Annotated in this window: 22 protein-coding genes; 13 read left to right on the forward strand and 9 right to left on the reverse strand. The window is 71.7% G+C overall.

What is annotated here, in order from left to right; all coding sequences use genetic code 11:
* Positions 1-229 (reverse strand): zf-HC2 domain-containing protein (locus CIB93_RS25370; protein ID WP_179500246.1); only part of this gene is annotated, 229 nt, incomplete at its 3' end.
* A gap of 125 nt (positions 230-354) precedes the next feature.
* On the opposite strand from CIB93_RS25370, the gene CIB93_RS25375 reads away from it, so the two are divergent.
* The 4 genes from CIB93_RS25375 to CIB93_RS25390 all read left to right on the forward strand — a co-directional run bounded on the left by CIB93_RS25375 (position 355) and on the right by CIB93_RS25390 (position 4,245).
* Positions 355-1,107 (forward strand): LytTR family DNA-binding domain-containing protein, encoded by a 753-nt coding sequence (locus CIB93_RS25375; protein WP_096630110.1) that lies wholly within the window; start codon positions 355-357, stop codon positions 1,105-1,107.
* A gap of 86 nt (positions 1,108-1,193) precedes the next feature.
* A complete protein-coding gene (locus CIB93_RS25380) occupies positions 1,194-1,556 on the forward strand; it encodes a hypothetical protein (protein WP_096630112.1) in 363 nt (120 codons plus the stop codon).
* Positions 1,553-3,058, forward strand: a complete 1,506-nt coding sequence (locus tag CIB93_RS25385) for a cation acetate symporter (RefSeq protein WP_179500243.1) — start codon at positions 1,553-1,555, stop codon at positions 3,056-3,058. Before CIB93_RS25380 ends, CIB93_RS25385 begins: the two co-directional genes overlap by 4 nt.
* Positions 3,055-4,245, forward strand: a complete 1,191-nt coding sequence (locus CIB93_RS25390; RefSeq protein ID WP_096630115.1) for a sensor histidine kinase — start codon at positions 3,055-3,057, stop codon at positions 4,243-4,245. Before CIB93_RS25385 ends, CIB93_RS25390 begins: the two co-directional genes overlap by 4 nt.
* Positions 4,246-4,254: 9 nt before the next feature.
* On the opposite strand, the gene CIB93_RS25395 is transcribed toward CIB93_RS25390, so the two are convergent.
* Entirely contained in the window at positions 4,255-4,776 is a 522-nt protein-coding gene (locus tag CIB93_RS25395; RefSeq protein ID WP_096630117.1) for a hypothetical protein, read from the reverse strand.
* A 36-nt stretch (positions 4,777-4,812) separates the two neighbouring features.
* Positions 4,813-5,388, reverse strand: a complete 576-nt coding sequence (locus CIB93_RS25400) for a sigma-70 family RNA polymerase sigma factor (RefSeq protein ID WP_096630118.1) — start codon at positions 5,386-5,388, stop codon at positions 4,813-4,815.
* Positions 5,389-5,654: 266 nt separating this feature from the next.
* Here CIB93_RS25400 and CIB93_RS25405 point away from each other — a divergent pair, with 266 nt between their 5' ends.
* Positions 5,655-6,851 carry a CapA family protein gene (locus CIB93_RS25405; protein ID WP_096630120.1) on the forward strand — a complete coding sequence of 399 codons (1,197 nt, stop codon included), beginning with the start codon at positions 5,655-5,657 and terminating at the stop codon, positions 6,849-6,851.
* Between the two features lie 16 nt (positions 6,852-6,867).
* Here the strand turns inward: CIB93_RS25405 and CIB93_RS25410 are convergent, their stop codons facing one another.
* Positions 6,868-7,329 carry a universal stress protein gene (locus tag CIB93_RS25410; protein WP_096630121.1) on the reverse strand — a complete coding sequence of 154 codons (462 nt, stop codon included), beginning with the start codon at positions 7,327-7,329 and terminating at the stop codon, positions 6,868-6,870.
* A 167-nt stretch (positions 7,330-7,496) separates the two neighbouring features.
* Between CIB93_RS25410 and CIB93_RS25415 the strand changes: the two genes are divergently transcribed.
* Complete coding sequence (locus tag CIB93_RS25415; RefSeq protein ID WP_096630184.1) at positions 7,497-8,348, forward strand: polysaccharide deacetylase family protein; 852 nt, start codon at positions 7,497-7,499, stop codon at positions 8,346-8,348.
* Between the two features lie 62 nt (positions 8,349-8,410).
* On the opposite strand, the gene CIB93_RS25420 is transcribed toward CIB93_RS25415, so the two are convergent.
* A complete protein-coding gene (locus tag CIB93_RS25420; RefSeq protein WP_096630123.1) occupies positions 8,411-9,073 on the reverse strand; it encodes a class F sortase in 663 nt (220 codons plus the stop codon).
* Between the two features lie 326 nt (positions 9,074-9,399).
* Here CIB93_RS25420 and CIB93_RS25425 point away from each other — a divergent pair, with 326 nt between their 5' ends.
* A complete protein-coding gene (locus CIB93_RS25425; protein ID WP_096630124.1) occupies positions 9,400-9,879 on the forward strand; it encodes a hypothetical protein in 480 nt (159 codons plus the stop codon).
* Between the two features lie 92 nt (positions 9,880-9,971).
* Here the strand turns inward: CIB93_RS25425 and CIB93_RS25430 are convergent, their stop codons facing one another.
* From CIB93_RS25430 to CIB93_RS38095, 3 genes are all read right to left on the reverse strand, one after another.
* Positions 9,972-10,526, reverse strand: coding sequence for a hypothetical protein (locus tag CIB93_RS25430; RefSeq protein WP_096630126.1), 555 nt, complete (start codon positions 10,524-10,526; stop codon positions 9,972-9,974).
* Between the two features lie 173 nt (positions 10,527-10,699).
* Positions 10,700-11,464: a DUF4239 domain-containing protein gene (locus CIB93_RS25435; RefSeq protein WP_096630128.1), complete on the reverse strand. Its 765-nt coding sequence runs from the start codon at positions 11,462-11,464 to the stop codon at positions 10,700-10,702.
* On the reverse strand, positions 11,443-11,832 hold the full coding sequence (locus CIB93_RS38095; RefSeq protein WP_179500242.1) for a hypothetical protein: 390 nt from the start codon (positions 11,830-11,832) through the stop codon (positions 11,443-11,445). The genes CIB93_RS25435 and CIB93_RS38095 overlap by 22 nt, the downstream gene beginning before the upstream one ends.
* A gap of 381 nt (positions 11,833-12,213) precedes the next feature.
* Between CIB93_RS38095 and CIB93_RS25445 the strand changes: the two genes are divergently transcribed.
* The 3 genes from CIB93_RS25445 to CIB93_RS25455 all read left to right on the forward strand — a co-directional run bounded on the left by CIB93_RS25445 (position 12,214) and on the right by CIB93_RS25455 (position 16,430).
* Positions 12,214-13,185, forward strand: a complete 972-nt coding sequence (locus CIB93_RS25445) for an SCO0930 family lipoprotein (protein WP_096630130.1) — start codon at positions 12,214-12,216, stop codon at positions 13,183-13,185.
* 255 nt (positions 13,186-13,440) lie between these two features.
* Positions 13,441-14,259, forward strand: a complete 819-nt coding sequence (locus CIB93_RS25450) for an SAM-dependent methyltransferase (RefSeq protein ID WP_096630131.1) — start codon at positions 13,441-13,443, stop codon at positions 14,257-14,259.
* On the forward strand, positions 14,256-16,430 hold the full coding sequence (locus tag CIB93_RS25455; RefSeq protein WP_096630133.1) for a bifunctional diguanylate cyclase/phosphodiesterase: 2,175 nt from the start codon (positions 14,256-14,258) through the stop codon (positions 16,428-16,430). Before CIB93_RS25450 ends, CIB93_RS25455 begins: the two co-directional genes overlap by 4 nt.
* A gap of 83 nt (positions 16,431-16,513) precedes the next feature.
* On the opposite strand, the gene CIB93_RS25460 is transcribed toward CIB93_RS25455, so the two are convergent.
* Positions 16,514-17,410 (reverse strand): LysR family transcriptional regulator, encoded by an 897-nt coding sequence (locus CIB93_RS25460; protein ID WP_096630134.1) that lies wholly within the window; start codon positions 17,408-17,410, stop codon positions 16,514-16,516.
* Positions 17,411-17,506: 96 nt separating this feature from the next.
* Between CIB93_RS25460 and CIB93_RS25465 the strand changes: the two genes are divergently transcribed.
* Genes CIB93_RS25465 through CIB93_RS25475 form a run of 3 tightly spaced genes read left to right on the forward strand, consistent with a single transcriptional unit; the run spans position 17,507 to position 20,905 of the window.
* On the forward strand, positions 17,507-18,211 hold the full coding sequence (locus CIB93_RS25465; RefSeq protein ID WP_096630136.1) for a succinate dehydrogenase: 705 nt from the start codon (positions 17,507-17,509) through the stop codon (positions 18,209-18,211).
* A gap of 1 nt (position 18,212) precedes the next feature.
* Positions 18,213-20,162 (forward strand): fumarate reductase/succinate dehydrogenase flavoprotein subunit, encoded by a 1,950-nt coding sequence (locus CIB93_RS25470; RefSeq protein WP_096630137.1) that lies wholly within the window; start codon positions 18,213-18,215, stop codon positions 20,160-20,162.
* Positions 20,159-20,905, forward strand: coding sequence for a succinate dehydrogenase/fumarate reductase iron-sulfur subunit (locus tag CIB93_RS25475; protein WP_096630139.1), 747 nt, complete (start codon positions 20,159-20,161; stop codon positions 20,903-20,905). The genes CIB93_RS25470 and CIB93_RS25475 overlap by 4 nt, the downstream gene beginning before the upstream one ends.
* The last annotated feature ends 30 nt before the right edge of the window (positions 20,906-20,935 follow it).

Here is a 20,935-nt window from a genome sequence, read left to right on the forward strand (position 1 = left end):
GGCGCCGGCCCGCCGCCACCGCGCCCGTCAGGCGCTCCGCGAGCCCGGGCCCCGGCGTCACCGGCGGACCGGCCACCGCCAGCGAGTGCGCCACCCCGGCGAACTCGCGCGCCCGCGCACGGCACCCGGGACAGTCCCCCAGGTGCTCCTCGAACCGGAAGGCGTCGGCCCTCCCGAGCACCCCCAGCGCATAGGCCCCCACCCGGATGTGGGGTTCGGTCGTCTGCATGTACTGCGGTACGGGAACCAGCTGCCAATCACTCACGCCACCGGGCCCGGGACATCCCAGGAGGTGCTGGGCGGATCGCGGCCGGGCCCGCCCCGAGCCGCCCCGCACCCCCTAAACTCCGGCCCATGCTGCGCGTACTCGCCGTCGACGACGAACAACCCGCCCTGGAGGAACTCCTCTACCTCCTGCGCGCCGACCCGCGCATCCGCAGCGCCGAGGGAGCCACCGGCGCGACCGAGGCGCTGCGCCTCATCGGCAGCGCGGTCGACGCGGGTCCCGACGACCCGTCCGCCATCGACGTCGTCTTCCTCGACATCCACATGGCGGGGCTCACAGGCCTCGACGTCGCCCAGCTGCTCGCCGGATTCGCCGCGCCCCCGCTCATCGTCTTCGTCACCGCGCACGAGGGCTTCGCCGTCCACGCCTTCGACCTGAAGGCCGTCGACTACGTCCTCAAACCGGTCCGCCGCGAACGCCTCGCCGAGGCCGTGCGCCGCGTCGCCGAACAGGTGGGGGAGCGGTCGGCCCCGGTACACGACAGCGCGAGCGACCAGATCCCGGTCGAGCTCGGCGGCGTCACCCGCTTCGTCCCCGTCGACGAGATCGCGTACGCCGAGGCGCAGGGCGACTACGCGCGGCTGCACACCGCCACCGGCAGCCACCTCGTCCGCATCCCGCTCACCACCCTGGAGGAGCGCTGGCGCACCCGCGGGTTCGTCCGGATACACCGCCGCCACCTCGTGGCGCTGAACCGGATCGACGAACTGCGCCTGGACGCGGGGAGCATGAGTGTCCGCATCGGGGAGGCCGAGCTCGCCGTCAGCCGTCGCCACACCCGCGCCCTGCGCGACCTCCTCATGCGTCAGGGCGGCCGCTGAAGGAGGGTGCGGGGCCGTCGCTGACCTGCTGCGTTCTTCGGCGGTCCCTTCCCACCAGCACCCGCCGCCGCCTACACTCCGAGCCCATGTCCGCAGAGCCATCCCCCCGGCGCGAAGTGGTCACGCGGGAACCGAGGCGGGTGCGCCCGCTGCCCCGCCACCGCACCCAGTCGGAGATCGACGAGCAGACCGCCCTCGGCGGCGCCTATGTGCGCTCCCTGATGCGCGGCCAGCTCCGGGCGGCCCTCACCGTCTTCGGTGTGCTGGCCCTCGTCGCGGGCACCCTGCCGCTCCTGTTCGCCGCGCTGAACAGCTCCGCCCTGGTCTGGGCGGTGCTCGGCTTCGCCACCTACCCGCCGCTCACCCTGGCCGCCTGGTGGTACGTCCGCCGGGCCGAGCGCAACGAACGCGACTTCGCCCGGCTGGTGGAGGGCCGCCCCGCCTCGTGAGTACCCCCGCCCCCATGGCGTCCTGGGTGGCCGTGGCCCTCGTCGTCCTCGCCACCGTCCTCGTCGGCGGCTTCGGCCTGCGCATCTCCCGTACGACCTCCGACTTCTACGTCGCCTCGCGCACCGTGCGCCCCCGCCTCAACGCCGCCGCGATCAGCGGGGAATACCTGTCGGCCGCCTCCTTTCTCGGTATCGCCGGGCTCGTCCTCGTCCACGGCCCCGACATGCTCTGGTACCCGGTCGGCTACACCGCCGGATACCTGGTGCTGCTGGTCTTCGTCGCCGCCCCGCTGCGCCGCTCGGGGGCGTACACCCTGCCCGACTTCGCCGAAGGGCGTCTCGAATCGCCGCAGGTCAGAAGGCTGGTGAGCGCGCTCGTCGTCGGGGCGGGGTGGCTCTACCTCGTGCCGCAGCTCCAGGGCGCCGGGCTCACCTTGAAGATCCTCACCGGCGCGCCCGGCTGGCTCGGGGACGTCCTCGTCGCCACCGTCGTGACGGCCGCCGTCGCGGCGGGCGGCATGCGCTCCATCACCTTCGTCCAGGTCTTCCAGTACTGGCTGAAGCTCACCGCCCTGCTCGTCCCCGCCCTCTTCCTGGTCCTCGCCTGGCAGGGCGACGGGCGGCCCCGGGTCAGCTTCGACGACCAGCTCGCCGTCTTCCGCGCCGACCACCCGCTGTACGCCACCTACGGGCTGATCGTGGCGACCTTCCTCGGGACCATGGGCCTGCCCCACGTCGTCGTCCGCTTCTACACCAGCCCCAACGGCCGCGACGCCCGCCGCACCACCGTCGCGGTGCTCGCCCTGGTCGGCCTCTTCTACCTGCTGCCGCCGATCTACGGGGCGCTCGGCCGGCTCTACACCCCCGAACTGCGGTACGGGGGCGACGCGGACGCCGCCGTGCTGCTGCTGCCCGCCCGGGTCATCGGCGGGCTCGGCGGCGACCTCCTCGGGGCGCTGATCGCGGGCGGGGCGTTCGCCGCGTTCCTGTCCACCGCCTCCGGGCTCACCATGGCTGTCGCCGGGGTCATCACCCAGGACGTGCTGCCCGGGCGCGGGGTGCGGCACTTCCGGTTCGCCACGGTCCTCGCCGTCGCCGTGCCGCTCGCCGGGTCTCTGCTGGTGAGCCGGGTGCCGGTGGCCGATGCGGTGGGCATGGCGTTCGCCGTCTCCGCGTCCTCCTTCTGCCCGCTGCTCGTCCTCGGCATCTGGTGGCGGCGGCTCACCCCGCCGGGGGCCGTCGCGGGTCTCCTGCTGGGCGGCGGCTCCGCCCTGCTCGCGGTGGGCATCACGGTCAGCGGAGCCGTGACCCCGCCCGGCTGGCCGCACGCGCTGCTGGCCTGGCCCGCCGTGTGGTCCGTGCCCGTCGGGTTCCTCGCGATGATCCTGGTCTCGCTCGCCACGCCGGGGCGGATACCGCCGGGCACCAACGCGGCGATGACCCGCTTCCACCTCCCCGAGGCCCTCACCTCGGCGCGGGCGGCCGCCGGGAGGGACCGATGACGGGGGCAGCCGTCGCCGTACTCGTGGTCCTGGCCGCCCTGCTGTTCGGCGCGGGGTACCGGCTGGGCCGCCGCGCCACCCGCCCGCTGCGCCCCAGCGACGTCGGCACCCCCGTCGAGCACGCCACGTTCGAGACCCTGCACACCGCGTCGCTGGCCGCGCCTCCGCTGCGCGCCGGCCTCACCGAGGAGAGCGCCCGCAGGGCCGCCCGGCGGCTGCGCTCGCTGCTCGGCACGGATGCCCTCTGCCTCACCGACCGGGACCGGGTGCTGGTCTGGGACGGGGCCGGGCACCACCACGGCAAGGACGTGATGGACCATCTGAGGGGGTTGCTGGACAACGGCCGCGACACCGCCTTCGACAGCGGCTGCGGCGATCTCGACTGCCCGCTGCGCTGGGCCGTCGCCGTCCCGCTCACCGTGGAGAACCGGGTCCTGGGCGCGCTCGTCGCCTATGCCCCGCGCGAGTCGGCCGTCCTGGCCAGAGCGGCGGGGGAGGTGGCCCGCTGGGTCTGCGTCCAGCTGGAGCTGGCCGAGCTGGACCGCTCCCGTACGCAGCTCATCGAGGCCGAGATCAAGGCGCTGCGGGCGCAGATCTCCCCGCACTTCATCTTCAACTCGCTCGCCGCGATCGCCTCGTTCGTCCGCACCGACCCCGAGCAGGCCCGTGAACTGCTCCTGGAATTCGCTGACTTCACCCGCTACTCGTTCCGCAGGCACGGGGAGTTCACCACCCTGGCGGACGAGTTGCACTCCATCGACCAGTATCTGGCCCTCGTGCGGGCCCGGTTCGGTGAACGGCTCGCCGTCACCCTCCAGGTCGCTCCCGAGGTGCTGCCGGTCGCGCTGCCCTTCCTGTGTCTCCAGCCGCTGGTGGAGAACGCGGTCAAGCACGGTCTGGAAGGGGCGGTCACCCGCAGCCGCATCACCATCAGCGCGCTCGACGCCGGATCGGAGGCCGAGGTCGTCATCGAGGACGACGGGACCGGAATGGACCCCGAACGGCTGCGTCAGATCCTGCGCGGTGAGGGCGGCACCTCCACCGGCATCGGCCTGCTCAACGTGGACGAGCGGCTGCGTCAGGTGTACGGCGACGACTACGGGCTCGTCATCGAAACCGGCGTCGGGGCGGGGATGAAGGTCACGCTGCGGCTGCCCAAGTACCGTGCGGGGGTGCACGGTTCCTGAGCGCGGCGCTCAGTACAGGTGCACGGCCAGATGCCCCAGCGGCAGCCCCAGCTGCCACGCGGGCGTCCAGACCTGGACCTCGCCCTCCTCGTGCGGTCCCGCCCCCACCGGCTCCCGGGGCACGGGCGGCCCGATCGCGTCCAGGTCCGCGGCTAGCAGCTCGGTCTCCTCCAGCCACCGCCAGGCCGCCCGCGCCAGCGCCAGATCGGGGTCACCGGGCGCGGCCCGCCGGCCCGCCTCATCCAGCCGCTCACAGACCCAGCTGCGCCAGGTGCTCCCGTACGCGGTCAGCAGCCGCAGTTCGTCGACACGGGGTTCGGGCAGGGCGCGGGGCGCGGGGGTGTCCCGGAGGTACTCGCTGAGGAACATCGTCAGCGCGAGCGCGTCGCGCCCCGCCCGGAACTCCAGGGTCGTCGGCTCCATCAGGTCGCCGGTCCGTAACAGCTCGTCGGCGATGTACTCGGTGGACAGCCAGGCCATCGGCACCGGCAGCCCGTTCCCACCGGTCCCATCGCTTGTCTCGGGACGCATCCCGTCTCGCCTCTCTTCCTCGTCCGGTACCGGGCTTCACGCAGCATTGAACCGGGGGCGGGCGCCCCGCGTGGGCAGAAGGGAGCGATCGCCCTCGGGGGAGTAGCCGGGCAGGGTGCGCGACAGGGTCCGCAGGGCGTAGTGCGAACGGGACTTGACGGTCCCGGCGGGGATGCCGAGCGCGGTGGCCGCCTCGCCGACGCTCATCCCGCGGAAGTAGATCTGCACCAGCACCGCCCGGTGCTCGGGGCTCAGGGTGCGGACCGCCTCGCGGACGTCCAGGGCGCGGACGGCCGAGTCCGCGGTGTCCTGGGCGGCCGGGGTGCTCTCCAGTACCGTGTCGCTGACCTCGACCGGGCGGGCCCGGCGGGAGCGGCGCGCGTCGATGGCGAGGCGACGGCCGACGGTGAACAGCCAGGGCCGCATCGAGTCGTAGGGCGCTTCGAACGCCTCGGGGTGCTGCCAGGCGCGTACGAGTGTCTCCTGCACCAGATCCTCCGCCCGCTGCCGGTCCCCGAAGGTCAGGCCGAGCAGGAAGTGGAACAGGGCGGGGCCGTGTTCCCGCTGCAACTCCGCGATGGCCCGCTCATCGGTCGTCGTCGTGGTGTTCATGGACGTCCTCTCCCGCCGAGGCCCCTGACGGCCTCGCTCCGACGGGCGTATACGAACGCATTCGGGGGCGCGGGAACAGGTGGTGTGCCGAGGCGTGCGACGAGCGGTCGCTCAGTGCGGCGAATGGTGCGGTGAACGGTCGAGGGGCCGTCGGGGTCGGCCGGTACGACCAGTTCAGCTAGGTATACGGCAATGCTCCTTGCTTCTGCGGTATGACGATCTATTTAGTCGGATGGTCGTAATCATCCGAACGTGGAGTCGAGCAGATGACGCAGCGCATCCGACCGGGCGCCGTGGCCGCCCTCGCCCTCCTGCTCGCCGCGGCCACCGGCTGCACCGGGCAGCAGCACCCCGCCGCCGCACCCAGCACGCCCGCCGCGGCCCGGGGTGCGGCCGGCCAGGACGCCCACGGGCCCCGCCCCTTCACCCTCATCGCCGCGGGCGACATCCTGCCGCACTCCTCCGTCATCGACCGCGCCGCCGCCGACTCGGGCGGCCGGGGCTACGACTTCACCCCCATGCTGGCGGGCGTCGCCCCGGTCGTCTCGGCGGCGGACCTGGCCATCTGCCACATGGAGACCGTGTACGGGAAGGAGGGCGGCCCCTACACCGGTTACCCGAACTTCAAGTCGCCGCCCGAGGTCGCCACCGCCCTGCGCACCACCGGCTACGACTCCTGCTCCACCGCCTCCAACCACACCCTCGACGACGGGGCCGAGGGCATCCGGCGGACCCTCGGGGCGCTGGACAAGGCGGGCATCCGGCACGCCGGGTCCGCCCGCACGGCCGCCGAGGCCGCCCGGCCCACGATCCTGCCCGCCGGGCCGGGCAAGGGCGCGGCCAAGGTCGCCCACCTCGCGTACACCTACGGCACCAACGACATCCCGCTGCCGGCGGGCCGCCCCTGGGCGGTCAACCTGATCGACGAGCGGAAGATCATCGAGGAGGCCCGGGCGGCCCGCCGGGCGGGCGCCGACGTCGTCGTGCTCTCCGCGCACTGGGGCACCGAATGGCAGGACGAACCGGATGCCGAGCAGCTTCAACTCGCCCAGCGGCTCACCGCCTCCACCGACGGTGGCCGCCCCGACATCGACCTGATCATCGGCACCCACGCCCATGTCCCGCAGGCGTACGAGAAGGTCAACGGCACCTGGGTCGTCTACGGCATGGGCGACCAGATCGCCGGGGCGATGATCAACTACGAGGGCGCCCAGGACCCGCGCGGCAACCAGGGCTCGATGGGGCGCTTCACCTTCGCGCCGCCCGCGAAGCCCGGCGAGCGCTGGACCGTGAAGAAGGCCGAGTTCGTACCGCAGTGGTACGACACCGTCACCGGACGCGCCGTCAACCTCAACGCCACCCCGGACCAGGGGGCCGGGCATCTGCGCGAGGTCCGCGACCGCATCCGGACCGTCGTCCTCGGCCGGGGTGCGGAGGCGGACGGGCTCCTCATGGGCAAGTAGGCGGCCGGGGAAGCGGTCACGGCACTACGGTGACCGGCCAGCGCCCCGCCTTCACCAGGCGCACCGCCACCGAGCCGACGAAGCGGTGCCCCGCCGACTCCGACGCCCCGACCACCACCGCGTCCGCCTTCAGCTCGTCGGCCGCCGTCACGAGCCCGTTGTAGGGGTCGCCCCGGAAGGTGTGGAACTCCCACCGCACGTCCCACGCGTCCCGGAAGCGCTCCGTCGCCTCGCGGATCTCGGTGACCAGGTCCTCTGCCACCTCGGCCGTCGCATCGCCCATCGGCACACCCAGCGCCGCGCTCGCGGTCAGCACCGGCTGCACGTAGACCAGGGCCAGCATGGCGTTCTGCCGCCGGGCGAGTCCGGCGGCGTAGGCGGCCGCACGCATCGACGGGTCGGAGCCGTCGAGCCCCGCGACGATCACCTTGGGGCCGTCCGTGCCGCGTTCGAACTGATGAGGCTGCTGCTCTGTCACGGCTCCGAGGCTATCGGCTCGGCCCGAGCGGCACGGCCCGGGAAGCCCCCTCGCGCTCATCGCGAGGAACATCCTCACGGCGAGCATACTGTGTCGATCGGGTGCAAAACGGTCGATGCCCGGTGTCGGCGACCGGGCCGGACGGCCAGCCGTGCGAGCAGTTGGCCATGAGAAGTGATCACACCGGACCCGAGCGCCGCACCCTGCTGAGAGTCGCCCTCGGCCTCGGAACGGCCACCGCCCTGCACCTGATCGTCGCCGACCCGGCGTCGACGCCCACCCGCCCCGCACGGGCCGCCGGAACCCCGCCCGCCGCCGCGGCGGGACCCCCGGCAGGCGTCCGCGGCAGGCCCTCCCCGTACCGGTTGGAACCCATGACGGCGAGGACGCCGCCCCGGTTCAGACCGGCCCGGCCGCCGGTGCGCACCCGGCCCTTCGAGCACCTCCCCGACCTCGGGCACTCGATGGTCCTCAGCTTCGACGACGGCCCCGATCCGCTGTACACCCCGGACATCCTGAACACCTTGCGCAAGCACCGGGTCCGCGCGATGTTCTTCGTCTGCGGCGAGATGGCGGACGCCAACCGGGACCTGCTGCGCGAGATGGCGGACGACGGCCATGTGGTGGGGAACCACTCCTGGTCGCACCCGCTGATCCCGGAGCTGTCCCGCGCCGCGATCCGCGACGAGCTCGGACGCACCAGCGAGGTGGTCGAGGCGACGCTCGGGACACCGCCGCTCTGGTACCGCGCGCCGTACGGTGCGTGGAACCGCAACTCGTTCGAGATCGGGGCCGAGTTGGGCATGGAGCCCATGGCCTGGACCGTGGACACCCTCGACTGGAAGGAGCCGGGGACGGGCACGATCGTGCGCCGGGTGCTGGAAGGGGCGGCGCCGGGCGTGGTCGTCCTCTCGCACGACGCGGGCGGCGACCGCTCGCAGAGCGTCGCGGCCCTGCGCCGCTACCTGCCCCGGCTGCTCGACTCCGGCTATCGCATCACGGTGCCGCACCGGGTCTGAGCCACGTCGCGCAGGGCTGTGCCCCCGGCTCTCGGCCGGGGGCACAGCCCTGTCCGGCGGACTCAGCGGGTGTCGACCAGCCGGGCGAAGACCACCACGTTCCCGTCGTAGCCGCCCGCCTTCGAGTAGCCGCCGCCGCAGGTAATGACCCGCAGCTCCGCGTGGCCGGTGTCGCCGTAGACCCGGGGGCCGGGGAAGTTGTTCTTGGAGAAGACCTCGACCCCGTACACCTCGAAGATCCCGACCCTGCCGTCGTAGCGGGTGACCTCGACGCGATGCCCCTTCTGGAGCGAGCCGAGGCCGTAGAAGACGGCGGGGCCCGAGTTGTTGTCGACATGACCGACTACCACGGCGGTGCCGCGCTGGCCGGGGGCGATGCCGTTCTGGTACCAACCGGCGAGGTTGGGGTCCTCGGCGGGCGGGGCGTCGATCCAGCCGCCCGCGTCCAGGTTCACATCGACGATGGGGGCGTCGACGTTGATCGACGAGATCTTCACGCGCGAGGCCGGGGCGTAGGGCAGTGGCTGCACCGGCTCGCCCTCGGCCTGCGGCACCGGGGCGTCCTGGCTCAGATCCAACGAGGCGGCGGCGGCGGGCTGGGGCGGGCCCGCCTCCCCGAACTCCGTGCCGTTGCGCATGAGGGCGAGGCCGGTGAGCATCACCAGGGCGACCGCACCCCAGGGCACACGTCTGGTCCGCTCGCCACCGGCGTAGTCCCGGCCCATGGTTCTCCCTTCGTCGCGACGCTGTGAACGCTAGGGGCGCTGCGGCGGGGCGGCGATCAGAGAAGAGCGAACGGGTGGCGGGCGAATTGGCGCCGCCTCGGACGGCTGCCCATCGGAGTAATGAGCGGATAAAAGTTTTGATGGTCTGTGACCTGCGACTCCGTCAGCTCACGGGGTTTCCTGACGGCGTGTCGCGTCACCGGGGTGGAGCAGTGCCGAAGTGCGAGCCGCCGGTCCGCTGGTGAGTGTTCGTCATGGGAGGCGTTCTCGTCGATCCAGCCCGGAGGAAAAGCCTCCGGGGGCGTTTCCCGCAGGAGGTTCACACGATGCGCGCTTCACGCGTTCTCGCGGTCACCGCGACCGCATTCGCGGCCGTCGGGCTCGCGGCCCCCATGGCCGCCGCCACCAACGGTCCGAGCAACGTCACCGTCAACCCGTACTCGGTTCATCAGGGCGCCACCATGAAGGTCACGGCGCAGGGCTGCGGCCACGGCGGCAAGGTCTGGTCGAACGCGTTCCCGACGACCACGCTCTCCGCGGGGGGCACCGGTCACGCCACGGCCCACATCCGGCACAACACCACGCCGGGGCACTACCACCTCTCGGTGAAGTGCAGCGACAACGACCGGATCGCCACGCACAAGTTCACCGTGCTCGCCGGTCAGGGCGCGCAGGGCGGCCTCGGCGGCTCGATGGGCCCGAACTCCGTGGAGATGCAGGTCGGCGGCGGTCTGGTGGCCGCGGCGGCCGTCGGCGGTGCGGTCTTCCTCGTCCGGCGTCGGCGGACGAGCCATGCGGCGTTCTAGGGCGGCGAACCTCCCGCCCGGCCCGATACGCCCGTCGCCCCGAGTCCTGGATCAGGACCCGGGGCGACTGTCGTGCGGCGCACGTGACGGCTTCAGTGCCGGCGGGCGGTGTTGCGCCGGCGGGCGAAGTAGAGGGCGCCCGAGGCGGCCGCGAGCACCAGGCCCGCCCCGGCGGCGACCTCCACCGTGTCGGTGGTGCCGGAGCTTCCGCCGAGACCGCCGCGCACGCCGCCCGGGACAAGGGCCGTGGAGCTCGCGGTCGGGACCCTGGGGGCCGGGGTGGGGGTACTTGTCGCGCCGCCCGTGATGGTCAGGTTGACGTTGCGAGAGGTGCCGGTGGAGCCGCAGGTGAACGTGACGGCGTAGACGGCGCCGCGGCGGGCGTCCGTGTCGACGGTGGCGGTGGCCGTCGTACTGCCGCTCGGGATCACCGTCGTGTCGAAGATGCCCGAGCTGACGGTCGTCTCGCCCGTGCACCCGCCGGCGCCGAGGGTGACGCGGCCGCCCGGCGCGATGACCGAAGGGGTGATCGTCGGGTTGAACGTGCTGGTGGCCCCGTCCGGAGCCGCGAGGGCGGCGGACGGGGCGATCAGCGTCAGGGCACTTGCGCCGAGCAGGGCGAGCGGTGCGACACGTATCGCGCGCATGGTGGATCCTCCGGGTTCCCCGAGGGGCAGCTGCGGAACGTATTTCCACATAGCAGGAAAAATGCACCTCGATGCCCGACACGCTAGGAGGGGTCCCCACCGTGCGCGATCGGGGTCCGGCGAATGGGGCAGTCAGGTCCCCCGGCCGGCGCACCGGGCGGGGGAGCGCGGCATCAGCGGGTGGCGTCCGGAAAGAGGTCGAAGAACGGTGTCGCGGTCGCCGAGACGCCCCGGCCGAAGGGCGCGTCGAAGTCCCAGATCAGGAAGAGCAGGAAGGCGATCAGCGCGCTGAAGAGGCCTGCCAGCAGCAGTTCGCGGAACGTTCTGCGGATCTGGAGGGTGAAGATCAGCCCGACGGTCACCAGCGCCCCGATGATCAGGCCGAACCAGACCACCCCGGGCATCGTCGCCTCGGCGTTCTGCCCCCGTGAGCTGCGGGCGTCGTCCGCCGCCGCCACCTGGTCGACCAGCGGCTGGTAGGCCTGCCCCTCGTGGTCGGTCTGCGGCTCGTAGTCGGTGACGTCGGCCCGCACCCGGTCCAGCAGCTGTGTGCCGCGTTCGGTGAGTCCGCCCCGCTCGGACATCGCCTTCCACTCGTCGTCGACGACGTGGGTGACGTAGGCGTCCACGTCCGCCCGGATGCGGTCGCGGACCTCGGCCGGGTAGACGGAGGCGCGCGCCTGTACCTCGTGCAGCGCCTGCGCCTCCAGGCGCACGGACTCCTGGGCGGCGCTGCGGCCCTCCCACACCCCGGCGATGGCCAGGCCCAGGACGATCGCGTAGACCACGCCGATCATCATCGTCATGTACTCGATGACGTCGGGCGTCTCGGACGGGTCGTCGTCATCCCCGATCCGCCGGTTGTTCAGGACGGCGATCGTGAGGACGACCGCGCAGGCTGACGCCATGGCAATGCTCAGTACGAGCCATTCGGACATGCATCTCTCCTGGTCAGCGAGACGATCGTGGCCGCAGCACGGCGACGGCGAACACCGCGGGGGCGGTGATCAGCAGGGTCAGGGACACCAGAGACGGTCCACTCCGGGGCTCCTTGCGGGTCGGTTTGCGGTACGCGGGCCGCGCCACGGGCCGGGGCGCCGCCGGTCGCACCCGCACCGAGGGCTCCGGTGAGGCCGACGGCTTCGGCGGAGGCGGAGGCGGAGGCGGTGCGGGCGGCGGCGGTGGTGCCGCAGTGGGTGGAGGCGGCGGCGGAGGCGGAGGTGGAAGTGGCGGTGGAGGTGGCGGCGGTGGAGGTTCGGGAGGGGGCGGCGGTGGTGGCGGCTCCGGGGTGGAGACCGCCGCGCACCCCCCGTCGCCCGCCACGGCGACCGAGGAACTGCCGTCGTCCCGTCCGATCGAGGCCACCGCGCAGCTGTCGGCGGTCGCGGGCGGCGGTACGGCTATCAGCCAGAGGAGTGCGGCGGCTGCCGTGAGCCGCCCGATGCGTGATCCGTACACGACGGGGAGCATGATCCACGCAGCCGGGGGAAACGCGGGACTTCCGGGTGATTCCCCTGATCGTGGGGATAATGGGCCATTCGTGTTTGCGCGGTGATCACGCCCCGCCGTAATTCTTCTCCGCCTCCCTTTGAACGCGAACCGGTCGCCGCCCCGTACCTAGGGCCATGAACGACGCGGTCACGCGTCGTCATCGGCAGCGATACGACGAAGTACTACGGGAGTCGACATGAACACCTGGCGCAACGCCTCGCTCGCGGTCACCGCCGCGGCCCTGTTGACGCTCACGACGGCGTGCGGTCAGGAGAACGGCGCGGCCTCGCCCAACGGACAGTCCGTCGGCAACGCGGCCCCGGCCCAGCAGCCCGCGGAGAGCGGGTACGGTTCGGCCGGCGGCGGCTACGGCTCCGGGGCCGACGCGGACGCCGCCGAAACGAAGGAAGCCGGTCAACTCGGCGTGCAGGACAGCAAGAAGCTCGGGAAGGTGCTCACCGACAGCGAGGGCTTCACGCTCTACCGCTTCGACAAGGACACCGCGAACCCGCCCAAGTCGAACTGCGACGGCGAGTGCGCGGCGATCTGGCCCGTGGTGGGCGCGGGCAACGCCGTGGCCGCCGCGGGCACCGACGACGAACTGCTCGGGGAGGTCACCCGGGCCGACGGCACCAAGCAACTCACCATCGACGGGTGGCCGATGTACCGGTACGCGAAGGACACCGCACCGGGTCAGGTCAACGGGCAGGGGGTCGGCGGGACCTGGTTCGCCTCGGCCCCCGACGGAAAGAAGGCGGCGGTCAACGCCGACAGCGCGGGCGCGGGCGCCGCCGAGCCCGCCGACCCCGCGGGGCTCTCGGTCCGCAAGGACCCGAAACTCGGCGACATCGTGGTGGACGGCCGCGGTATGACCGTTTACCGGTTCACCAAGGACTCCGCATGGCCGATGAAGACGGCGTGCACGGGCGACTGCCTCAAGAAGTGGCCGGTAGTCGCTCCCGTGGCCAAAAGCGAGGTGGACGGAGTGACGACGAAGGGATTCGTCACCTTCGACCGCCCTGACGGCATCAAGCAGCAGACCATCGACTGCTGGCCGATCTATACGTTCGCCGGTGACTCGAAGCCCGGCGACACCAACGGTCAAGGAGTCGGCGGCACCTGGTATGCCGTTTCCCCCGATTCGAAACTCGTCGGTGCCGCCAAGTAATCGCGGCAGCGGCGAATAACCGCCCAGGAGCCCCAAGTGGCCCCGAACCACCGGGAAACGGCGCCCGGAGTGCCGGTCCGTCGCTGTGTGCATACGCGCAGCGACGGACCGGCCGCACATGCCACCGGAGTGTGACCAATAACGGACCGCTAATTTCCGTTTCCACTCGCCCTCTTGGCGGCCGATCAGTAGCCTCTGGTCAACACTGACCATGAACATGGCCGGATCGCCGTGGCGAACTTGTTGGAGACATCGATGGAGCGTCCCGCCTGGGCACCGCAGGGCATTGACATTTCGGTGCCGAGCGTGTCTCGCATGTACGACTTCTATCTGGGCGGATCGCACAATTTCGAGGTGGACCGGGAAGCCGCGCGCAAGGCCATGGAGTTCCTCCCGGGCCTCCCCAAGATCATGCAGGCCAATCGGGCCTTTATGCGCCGCGCCGTCCGCCATGCCGTCGACGCCGGGATCGACCAGTTCCTCGACATCGGCTCCGGCATCCCGACCTTCGGCAACGTCCACGAGGTCGCCCAGGCCGCCGACCCCGGGGCCAAGGTGGCGTACGTCGACCACGACCCGGTAGCCGTCGCCCACAGCCAGGCGGTGCTGGAGGGCAACGGCCGCGCGGTCACCGCCGCCGCCGACCTGCGCCGCCCCAAGGACATCCTGGCGCACCCGGAGATCACCGGGCTGCTCGACCTGAACCGCCCGGTCGCCCTGCTGCTGGTCGCGGTGCTCCACTTCGTCGAGGACGCCGACGACCCGTACGCCGCGGTCGCCGAACTGCGCGACGCGCTGGCCCCCGGCAGCCTGATCGTCCTGACCCACGCCTCGTACGAGGGCATCCCACTGCCCAGGGAGGAGGCCGACGGGACGGTCGGCGTCTACCGGAACATCCGCAACCCGCTGATCATGCGCTCGCGCGAGGAGATCGGCCGGTTCTTCGACGGTTACGAGATGGTCGAGCCGGGACTCGTGTCGATGCCCGAATGGCGGCCCGACACCCCGCAGGCGCCGGGGCAGGAAGACCCGTACGCCTTCTCGGGTTTCGCCGGGGTTGGGCGCAAGGCGTGAGCATCCCCGCCCAGGCGTCCGGTGAGCCGGACACGGAACCGGACGGTCCCGAAGGCCGCCTCCGGAGATTCGCCAGGATCTGGAGCCGGGCCATCTTTCCCCTGACGGCCACCTCCCTGACCCGGCCCGAGTTCGAAGAGCATCTGCTGCCCCTGGCACGCGAGCTCAACGGCATCCTGCACGCCCATCCCTTCGACGCCTCGCCCGCCCAGCGGGTCGGCGCGGCCCTGGTCGACGCGCACTGCACCGACCCGGACGCCCTCAGCTCCACGCTCGGCGTCGTCGACTCCTACCTCGTCCTCTACTGCGGCCACAACGGGCCCGGCGTCCTGTCCACCGAGGACGGGCGGGCCCGCTGCGCCCGCATCCAGCACACGCTGGCGGCCGGTTTCTCCCAGGCGCTGCGTGAGCGCACGCTCGCCGAGCAGGAGGCCATCGCCCGCTCGGCGCTGACGGCCCGTTCGCACGCCGAAGAGGCCCTGCACGCCACGGAGGCGCGGTTCCGCGCGGTCTTCGAGGACGCGGCCGTCGGCATCGGCATCGCCGACCTGGACGGCAATGTCCTGGAGGTCAACGACACCCTCACCAAGATGTTCGGCGGTCTGGAGCACCACGTCCGCAGCCACAAGGTGAACGAGTGGGTCCACCCCGAGGACTCGCCCCAGGTGTGGAAGTTCTACAACGAGCTGGTACGCGGCGAACGCGACCACTACCGGGTCGAGAAGGCGTACTACCGCAACGACGGTACGGTCCTGTGGACCAACCTCACCGTCTCCCTGCTGCGCGACCCCGAAGGCCGCCCGCAGTACCAGCTCGCGCTGATGGAGGACACCACCGAACGGCGCCTGCTCAACCTGCGGCTGCGCTACGAGGCCACCCACGACGCGCTCACCGGACTGCCCAACCGGACGCTGTTCTTCGAGCGTCTTGAGAAGGCCCTCACCGCCCGGGACGGCACCCGCTTCGGCCTGTGCTACCTCGACCTCGACGGCTTCAAGGCGATCAACGACAGCCTCGGCCACGCGGCGGGCGACCGCCTTCTCGTCGAGGTCGCCGACCGGCTCCAGAGCTGTGCCACCGCACCCGGCGAGATGGTCGCCCGGCTCGGGGGCGACGAGTTCGTGGCCCTGACCACCGGCCCCGACACCGCCGACGAGGTGGACGAACTGGCGGGCCGCATCCTCAACGTGCTGGCCGCCCCCATCCGGCTGGACGGCCGTGAACTCACCGTCCGCGGTTCGATCGGCGTCGTCGAGGGGCCCTCCGGGGAGCGCAGCGCCGCAGAGGTGCTGCGCAGCGCGGACATCACCATGTACCGGGCCAAGGCGGCGGGCGGCAACCGCTACCAGCTCGCCGACGCGGAGGCCGACGCCCGTGCCATCACCCGGCACGGGCTGACCACCGCGCTCCCGGCGGCGCTGGACCGGGGCGAGTTCTTCATCGAGTACCAGCCGCTCGTCCACCTCGGCGACGGCACGGTGCACGGTGCGGAGGCGCTCGTACGGTGGTGCCATCCCCAGTACGGGGTGCTGGGGCCCGACCGGTTCATCCCGCTCGCCGAGCACACCGGCCTCATCGTGCCCCTCGGGCGCTGGGTTCTGGAGGAGTCCGTCCGGCAGGCGAACTTCTGGCAGGAGCGGCACAGCGACGGCGGTCCCCTGCGGATCAACGTCAACCTCTCGCCGACCCAGCTGCACCACCCCCGCCTGGTCGCCGAGACGGTCGACGTGCTGGAGCGCTCCGGCCTGGAGCCGGGCGCGCTGTGCCTGGAGGTCACCGAATCCGCCCTGATCGGCGCCGACGACGATCTCCTCAAGCCGCTGCGGCAGCTCGCCGAGATGGGCGTCGACATCGCCCTCGACGACTTCGGCACCGGCTACTCGAACCTGGCGAACCTGCGCCGCCTGCCGGTCAGCGTGCTCAAGCTGGACCGTTCCTTCACCCGGGGCATGCAGCAGCACCCGGCCGACCCGGTCGATCTGAAGATCGTGGAGGGCATCGTGTCCCTGGCCCACAGCCTGGAGCTGGCCGTGACGGTGGAGGGCGTGGAGACCGGCGCCCAGGCCGAGCAGCTGCGCCGACTGGGCTGCGACACCGCCCAGGGCTGGTACTACGCCCGCCCCGGCGCCCCGGACCGCATCCACTCCCTGCTCCTGGCCGACGCGGTCTGACGGGAAGGGCCGGGCGCACGGTCCGAACCGGGCGGGCGGGGCGCCGTCTCAGCCGGGCGCCGGGCGAGGTCCGGCGCCCCGGCTCAGCCCGAGGCCGCACCGAGCTCCAGCAGCATCCGCTGGAGCTCGCGCGCGGCCCGGGGCGGGGCGACGTCGCTACGGTGGGCCAGGGCGATCGTGCGCCGCAGCCCGGCCCCCGCCAGCGGGGTCTTCCGCAGATCGTGGCCCGCCCGGTTCGCGGTCATGCCCGGCACCACGGCGATGCCGAGCCCCGCGCGTACGAAACCGAGCACCGCGTCCATCTCGCCGCCCTCCACCGTGAACGAGGGCTCGAACCCCTCCGCGCGGCACGCGGCGAGCGTCAGCTCCCGCAGGTTGTAGCCGTGGCGGAACATCACCATCGGGGCGTCACGCAGATCGGCGATCCGCACCCGCCCGCCGCGCCCCGGCGCGGGCTCCGCCGCAGAGGACACCACCACCAGGTCCTCGTGGAGCAGCTCCACGGTGGTCAGCGCGGGGGACCCGGCGGGCAGCGGCAGCACCACCAGGGCCAGATCGAGCGCACCGCGCGCCAGTTGACGTACGAGGTCGTGCGAGCCGCCCTCCTCCAGCAGCAGCCGCACCCCCGGGTGCCGGTCATGGAAGGCGCGCAGAACGTCCGGCAGCAGACCCGTGCACAGACTCGGCGTCGCCCCGAGCCGCACCCGGCCGCTGCGCAGCTGCACCAGCTCCTGCACCTCCTGCCGCGCGGTCTCCGCGTCGGCGAGGATGCGCCGGGCCAGGGGGAGGAGCGCCTCGCCCGCGTCGGTGAGGGCGATATTGCCCCGGGCCCGGCTGAACAGCTCGGCGCCCAACTCCGTCTCCAGTGCCCGGATCTGCTGGGAGAGCGAAGGCTGCGACACATGCACCGCCTCGGCGGCCCGGGTGAAGTGCCGGGTCTCGGCGACGGCCACGAAATAGGTGAGCTGCTGGAAGTGCATAGGGCGACGATAACGCCCATCGATAGTGATTGCCTATGGAGATCAGCCAGACCATGTCTTGGACTGATCAGGTCGTTCGCCCCTACCGTCAGGTTCATGGCATTGGCAACGCGGACGGACCGACGGCCGTCCATGACGCGTACGCTCTGGGACTCGACCGTCGGCAAGAAGACGATCATGGCCGTCTCCGGCCTGATCATGCTCGGGTACCTCGTCGTCCACATGGCCGGGAACCTGAAGATCTTCTTCGGACCCGGCACGTTCGACGGGTACGCCCACTGGCTGCGCACGCTGGGCGAACCGGTCCTGCACTACGAGTGGGCGCTGTGGATCGTCCGCGTGGGGCTGGTCGCGGCCGTCGTGCTGCACGGCATCTCCGCCTACCAGCTGAGCCGCCGCGACATCAGGGCGCGCCCCGCCAAGTACGTCCACAAGAAGGCCCGTGCCGACTACGCCACCCGGACCATGCGCTGGGGCGGGATCATCCTCGCCCTCTTCATCGTCTGGCACATCCTCGACCTGACGACCGGTACCGTCCACACGAGCTTCGAGGCCGGGCACCCGTACCAGAACGTCATCGACACCTTCTCGACCTGGTACGGCAACGTCATCTACATCGTCGCCGTGCTAGCCATGGGCCTGCACGTCCAGCACGGCTTCTGGAGCGCCGCGCAGACCCTGGGCGTAGGCAACGCGACCCGCGACCGCATCCTGAAGACCCTCGCCAACCTCCTCGCCACGGCGCTGACGGTGGGCTTCATCTCCGTACCCGTCGCCGTCATGACCGGAGTGGTGAGCTGACATGCCCGACTACACGCACTACGCCACCGGCGAGCCCGTCGTCGACACCAAGGCCCCCGAGGGCCCCGTCGCCGAGCGCTGGGACACCCGCCGCTTCCAAGCCAAGCTCGTGAACCCCGCCAACCGGCGCAAACACACGGTCATCGTCGTCGGCACCGGACTGGCCGGCGGATCGGCCGGCGCCACCCTCGCCGAACAGGGCTACCACGTCGTCCAGTTCTGCTTCCAGGACTCACCCCGGCGCGCCCACTCGGTCGCCGCCCAGGGCGGTATCAACGCCGCGAAGAACTACCGCAACGACGGCGACTCCATCCGCCGGCTCTTCTACGACACCGTCAAGGGCGGCGACTTCCGCGCCCGGGAGTCCAACGTCCACCGGCTCGCCCAGATCTCCGTCGAGATCATCGACCAGTGCGTCGCCCAGGGCGTCCCCTTCGCCCGCGAGTACGGCGGCCTCCTCGACAACCGCTCCTTCGGCGGCGTCCAGGTCTCGCGTACGTTCTACGCGCGCGGTCAGACCGGACAGCAGCTCCTCCTCGGCGCCTACCAGGCGCTCTCCCGCCAGATCGCCACGGGCAACGTCGAACTCCACGCCCGTACCGAGATGCTGGACCTGATCGTGGTCGACGGCAAGGCGCGCGGGATCGTCGCCCGCGACCTCGTCACCGGGAAGATCGACACCTACTTCGCCGACGCGGTCGTCCTGGCCACCGGCGGCTACGGCAACGTCTTCTACCTGTCGACCAACGCCATGAACTCCAACGCCACCGCGATCTGGCGGGCCCACCGGCGCGGCGCCTACTTCGCCAACCCCTGCTTCACCCAGATCCACCCCACCTGCATCCCGCGCACCGGCGACCACCAGTCCAAGCTCACCCTGATGAGCGAGTCGCTCCGCAACGACGGCCGCATCTGGGTCCCCAAGGCCAAGGGCGACGCCCGCCCGGCCGACCGGATACCCGAGGACGAGCGCGACTACTACCTGGAGCGCATCTACCCGGCCTTCGGCAACCTGGTGCCCCGCGACATCGCCTCCCGCGCCGCCAAGAACGTCTGCGACGAGGGGCGTGGCGTCGGCCCCGGCGGGCAGGGCGTCTACCTGGACTTCGCCGAGGCCATCGGCCGGATGGGCCGCAAGGCGGTGGAGGCGAAGTACGGCAACCTCTTCGAGATGTACCAGCGGATCACCGACGAGGACCCCTACACGGTCCCGATGCGGATCTACCCCGCCGTGCACTACACGATGGGCGGCCTCTGGGTCGACTACGACCTCCAGACCACCATCCCCGGCCTCTTCGCGATCGGCGAGGCGAACTTCTCCGACCACGGGGCCAACAGGCTCGGTGCCTCGGCGCTGATGCAGGGCCTCGCCGACGGCTACTTCGTCCTGCCCTCCACGATCAACGACTACCTCGCCCGCAACCCGCACACCGAGAAGCCCGACGCCCAACACCCCGCCGTCGCAGAGGTGGTGGCGGAGACCGAGGACCGGATCAACCTGCTGCTCTCCGTCGACGGCGACCGCACCCCCGACTCCTTCCACCGCGAGATCGGTGAACTCATGTGGGAGTACTGCGGGATGGCCCGCACCGAGGACGGACTGCGCGAGGCGCTCGCCAGAATCCCCGAGATCCGCGAGGAGTTCTGGCGGCGCATCAAGGTCCCCGGTACCGGCGAACAGTTCAACCAGTCGCTGGAGAAGGCGAATCGCATCGTCGACTACCTGGAGCTCGCCGAGCTCATGTGCCTCGACGCCCTGCACCGCGCCGAGTCCTGCGGCGGCCACTTCCGCGCGGAGTCCCAGACCCCGGACGGCGAGGCCGAGCGGCGCGACGAGGAGTTCTCGTACGCCGCCGCCTGGGAGTTCACCGTCACCGGTGGCGCCCCCGTCCTGCACAAGGAAGACCTCGTCTTCAGTGACGTCCACCCCACCCAGCGGAGCTACGCATGAAGCTCACCCTGCGCGTCTGGCGCCAGCGAGACGCGGAAACGCCTGGCGCCATGGCCACCTACGAAGTCGACAACATCTCCGCCGACATGTCGTTCCTGGAGATGCTCGACACCCTCAACGAGGAGCTCATCCTCGCCGGTGACGAGCCCGTCGCCTTCGACCACGACTGCCGCGAGGGCATCTGCGGCGCGTGCAGCCTCGTCATCAACGGCGACGCCCACGGCCCGGAGCGCACCACCACCTGCCAGCTCCACATGCGGTCCTTCGCCGACGGCGACACGATCGACATCGAGCCCTGGCGCGCCTCGGCCTTCCCGGTCGTCAAGGACCTGGTCGTGGACCGCTCCTCGTTCGACCGGATCATCCAGTCCGGCGGCTACATCTCAGCCCCCACCGGCACCGCGCCCGACGCACACGCCACCCCCGTGCCCAAGCCGGACGCCGACTTCGCCTTCGAGCACGCCGAGTGCATCGGCTGCGGAGCCTGTGTCGCCGCCTGCCCCAACGGCTCGGCGATGCTGTTCACCTCGGCCAAGGTCAACCACCTGGGCGTCCTGCCGCAGGGCGCCCCGGAACGCGAGACGCGGGTGCTGGACATGGTGGCCCAGATGGACGAGGAGGGGTTCGGCGGCTGCACCCTGACCGGCGAGTGCGCGACCGCCTGCCCGAAGGGCATCCCGCTGCCGTCGATCGCCGCGATGAACAAGGAGTGGCTGCGCGCGACGCGCAAGGTCCGCCGCTGAAGCGGGTGTTGATCCCGTACGGCTGCGACA

Origin of the sequence: Streptomyces sp. WZ.A104, from assembly GCF_002382885.1 — a bacterium.
GTDB lineage: Bacteria > Actinomycetota > Actinomycetes > Streptomycetales > Streptomycetaceae > Streptomyces.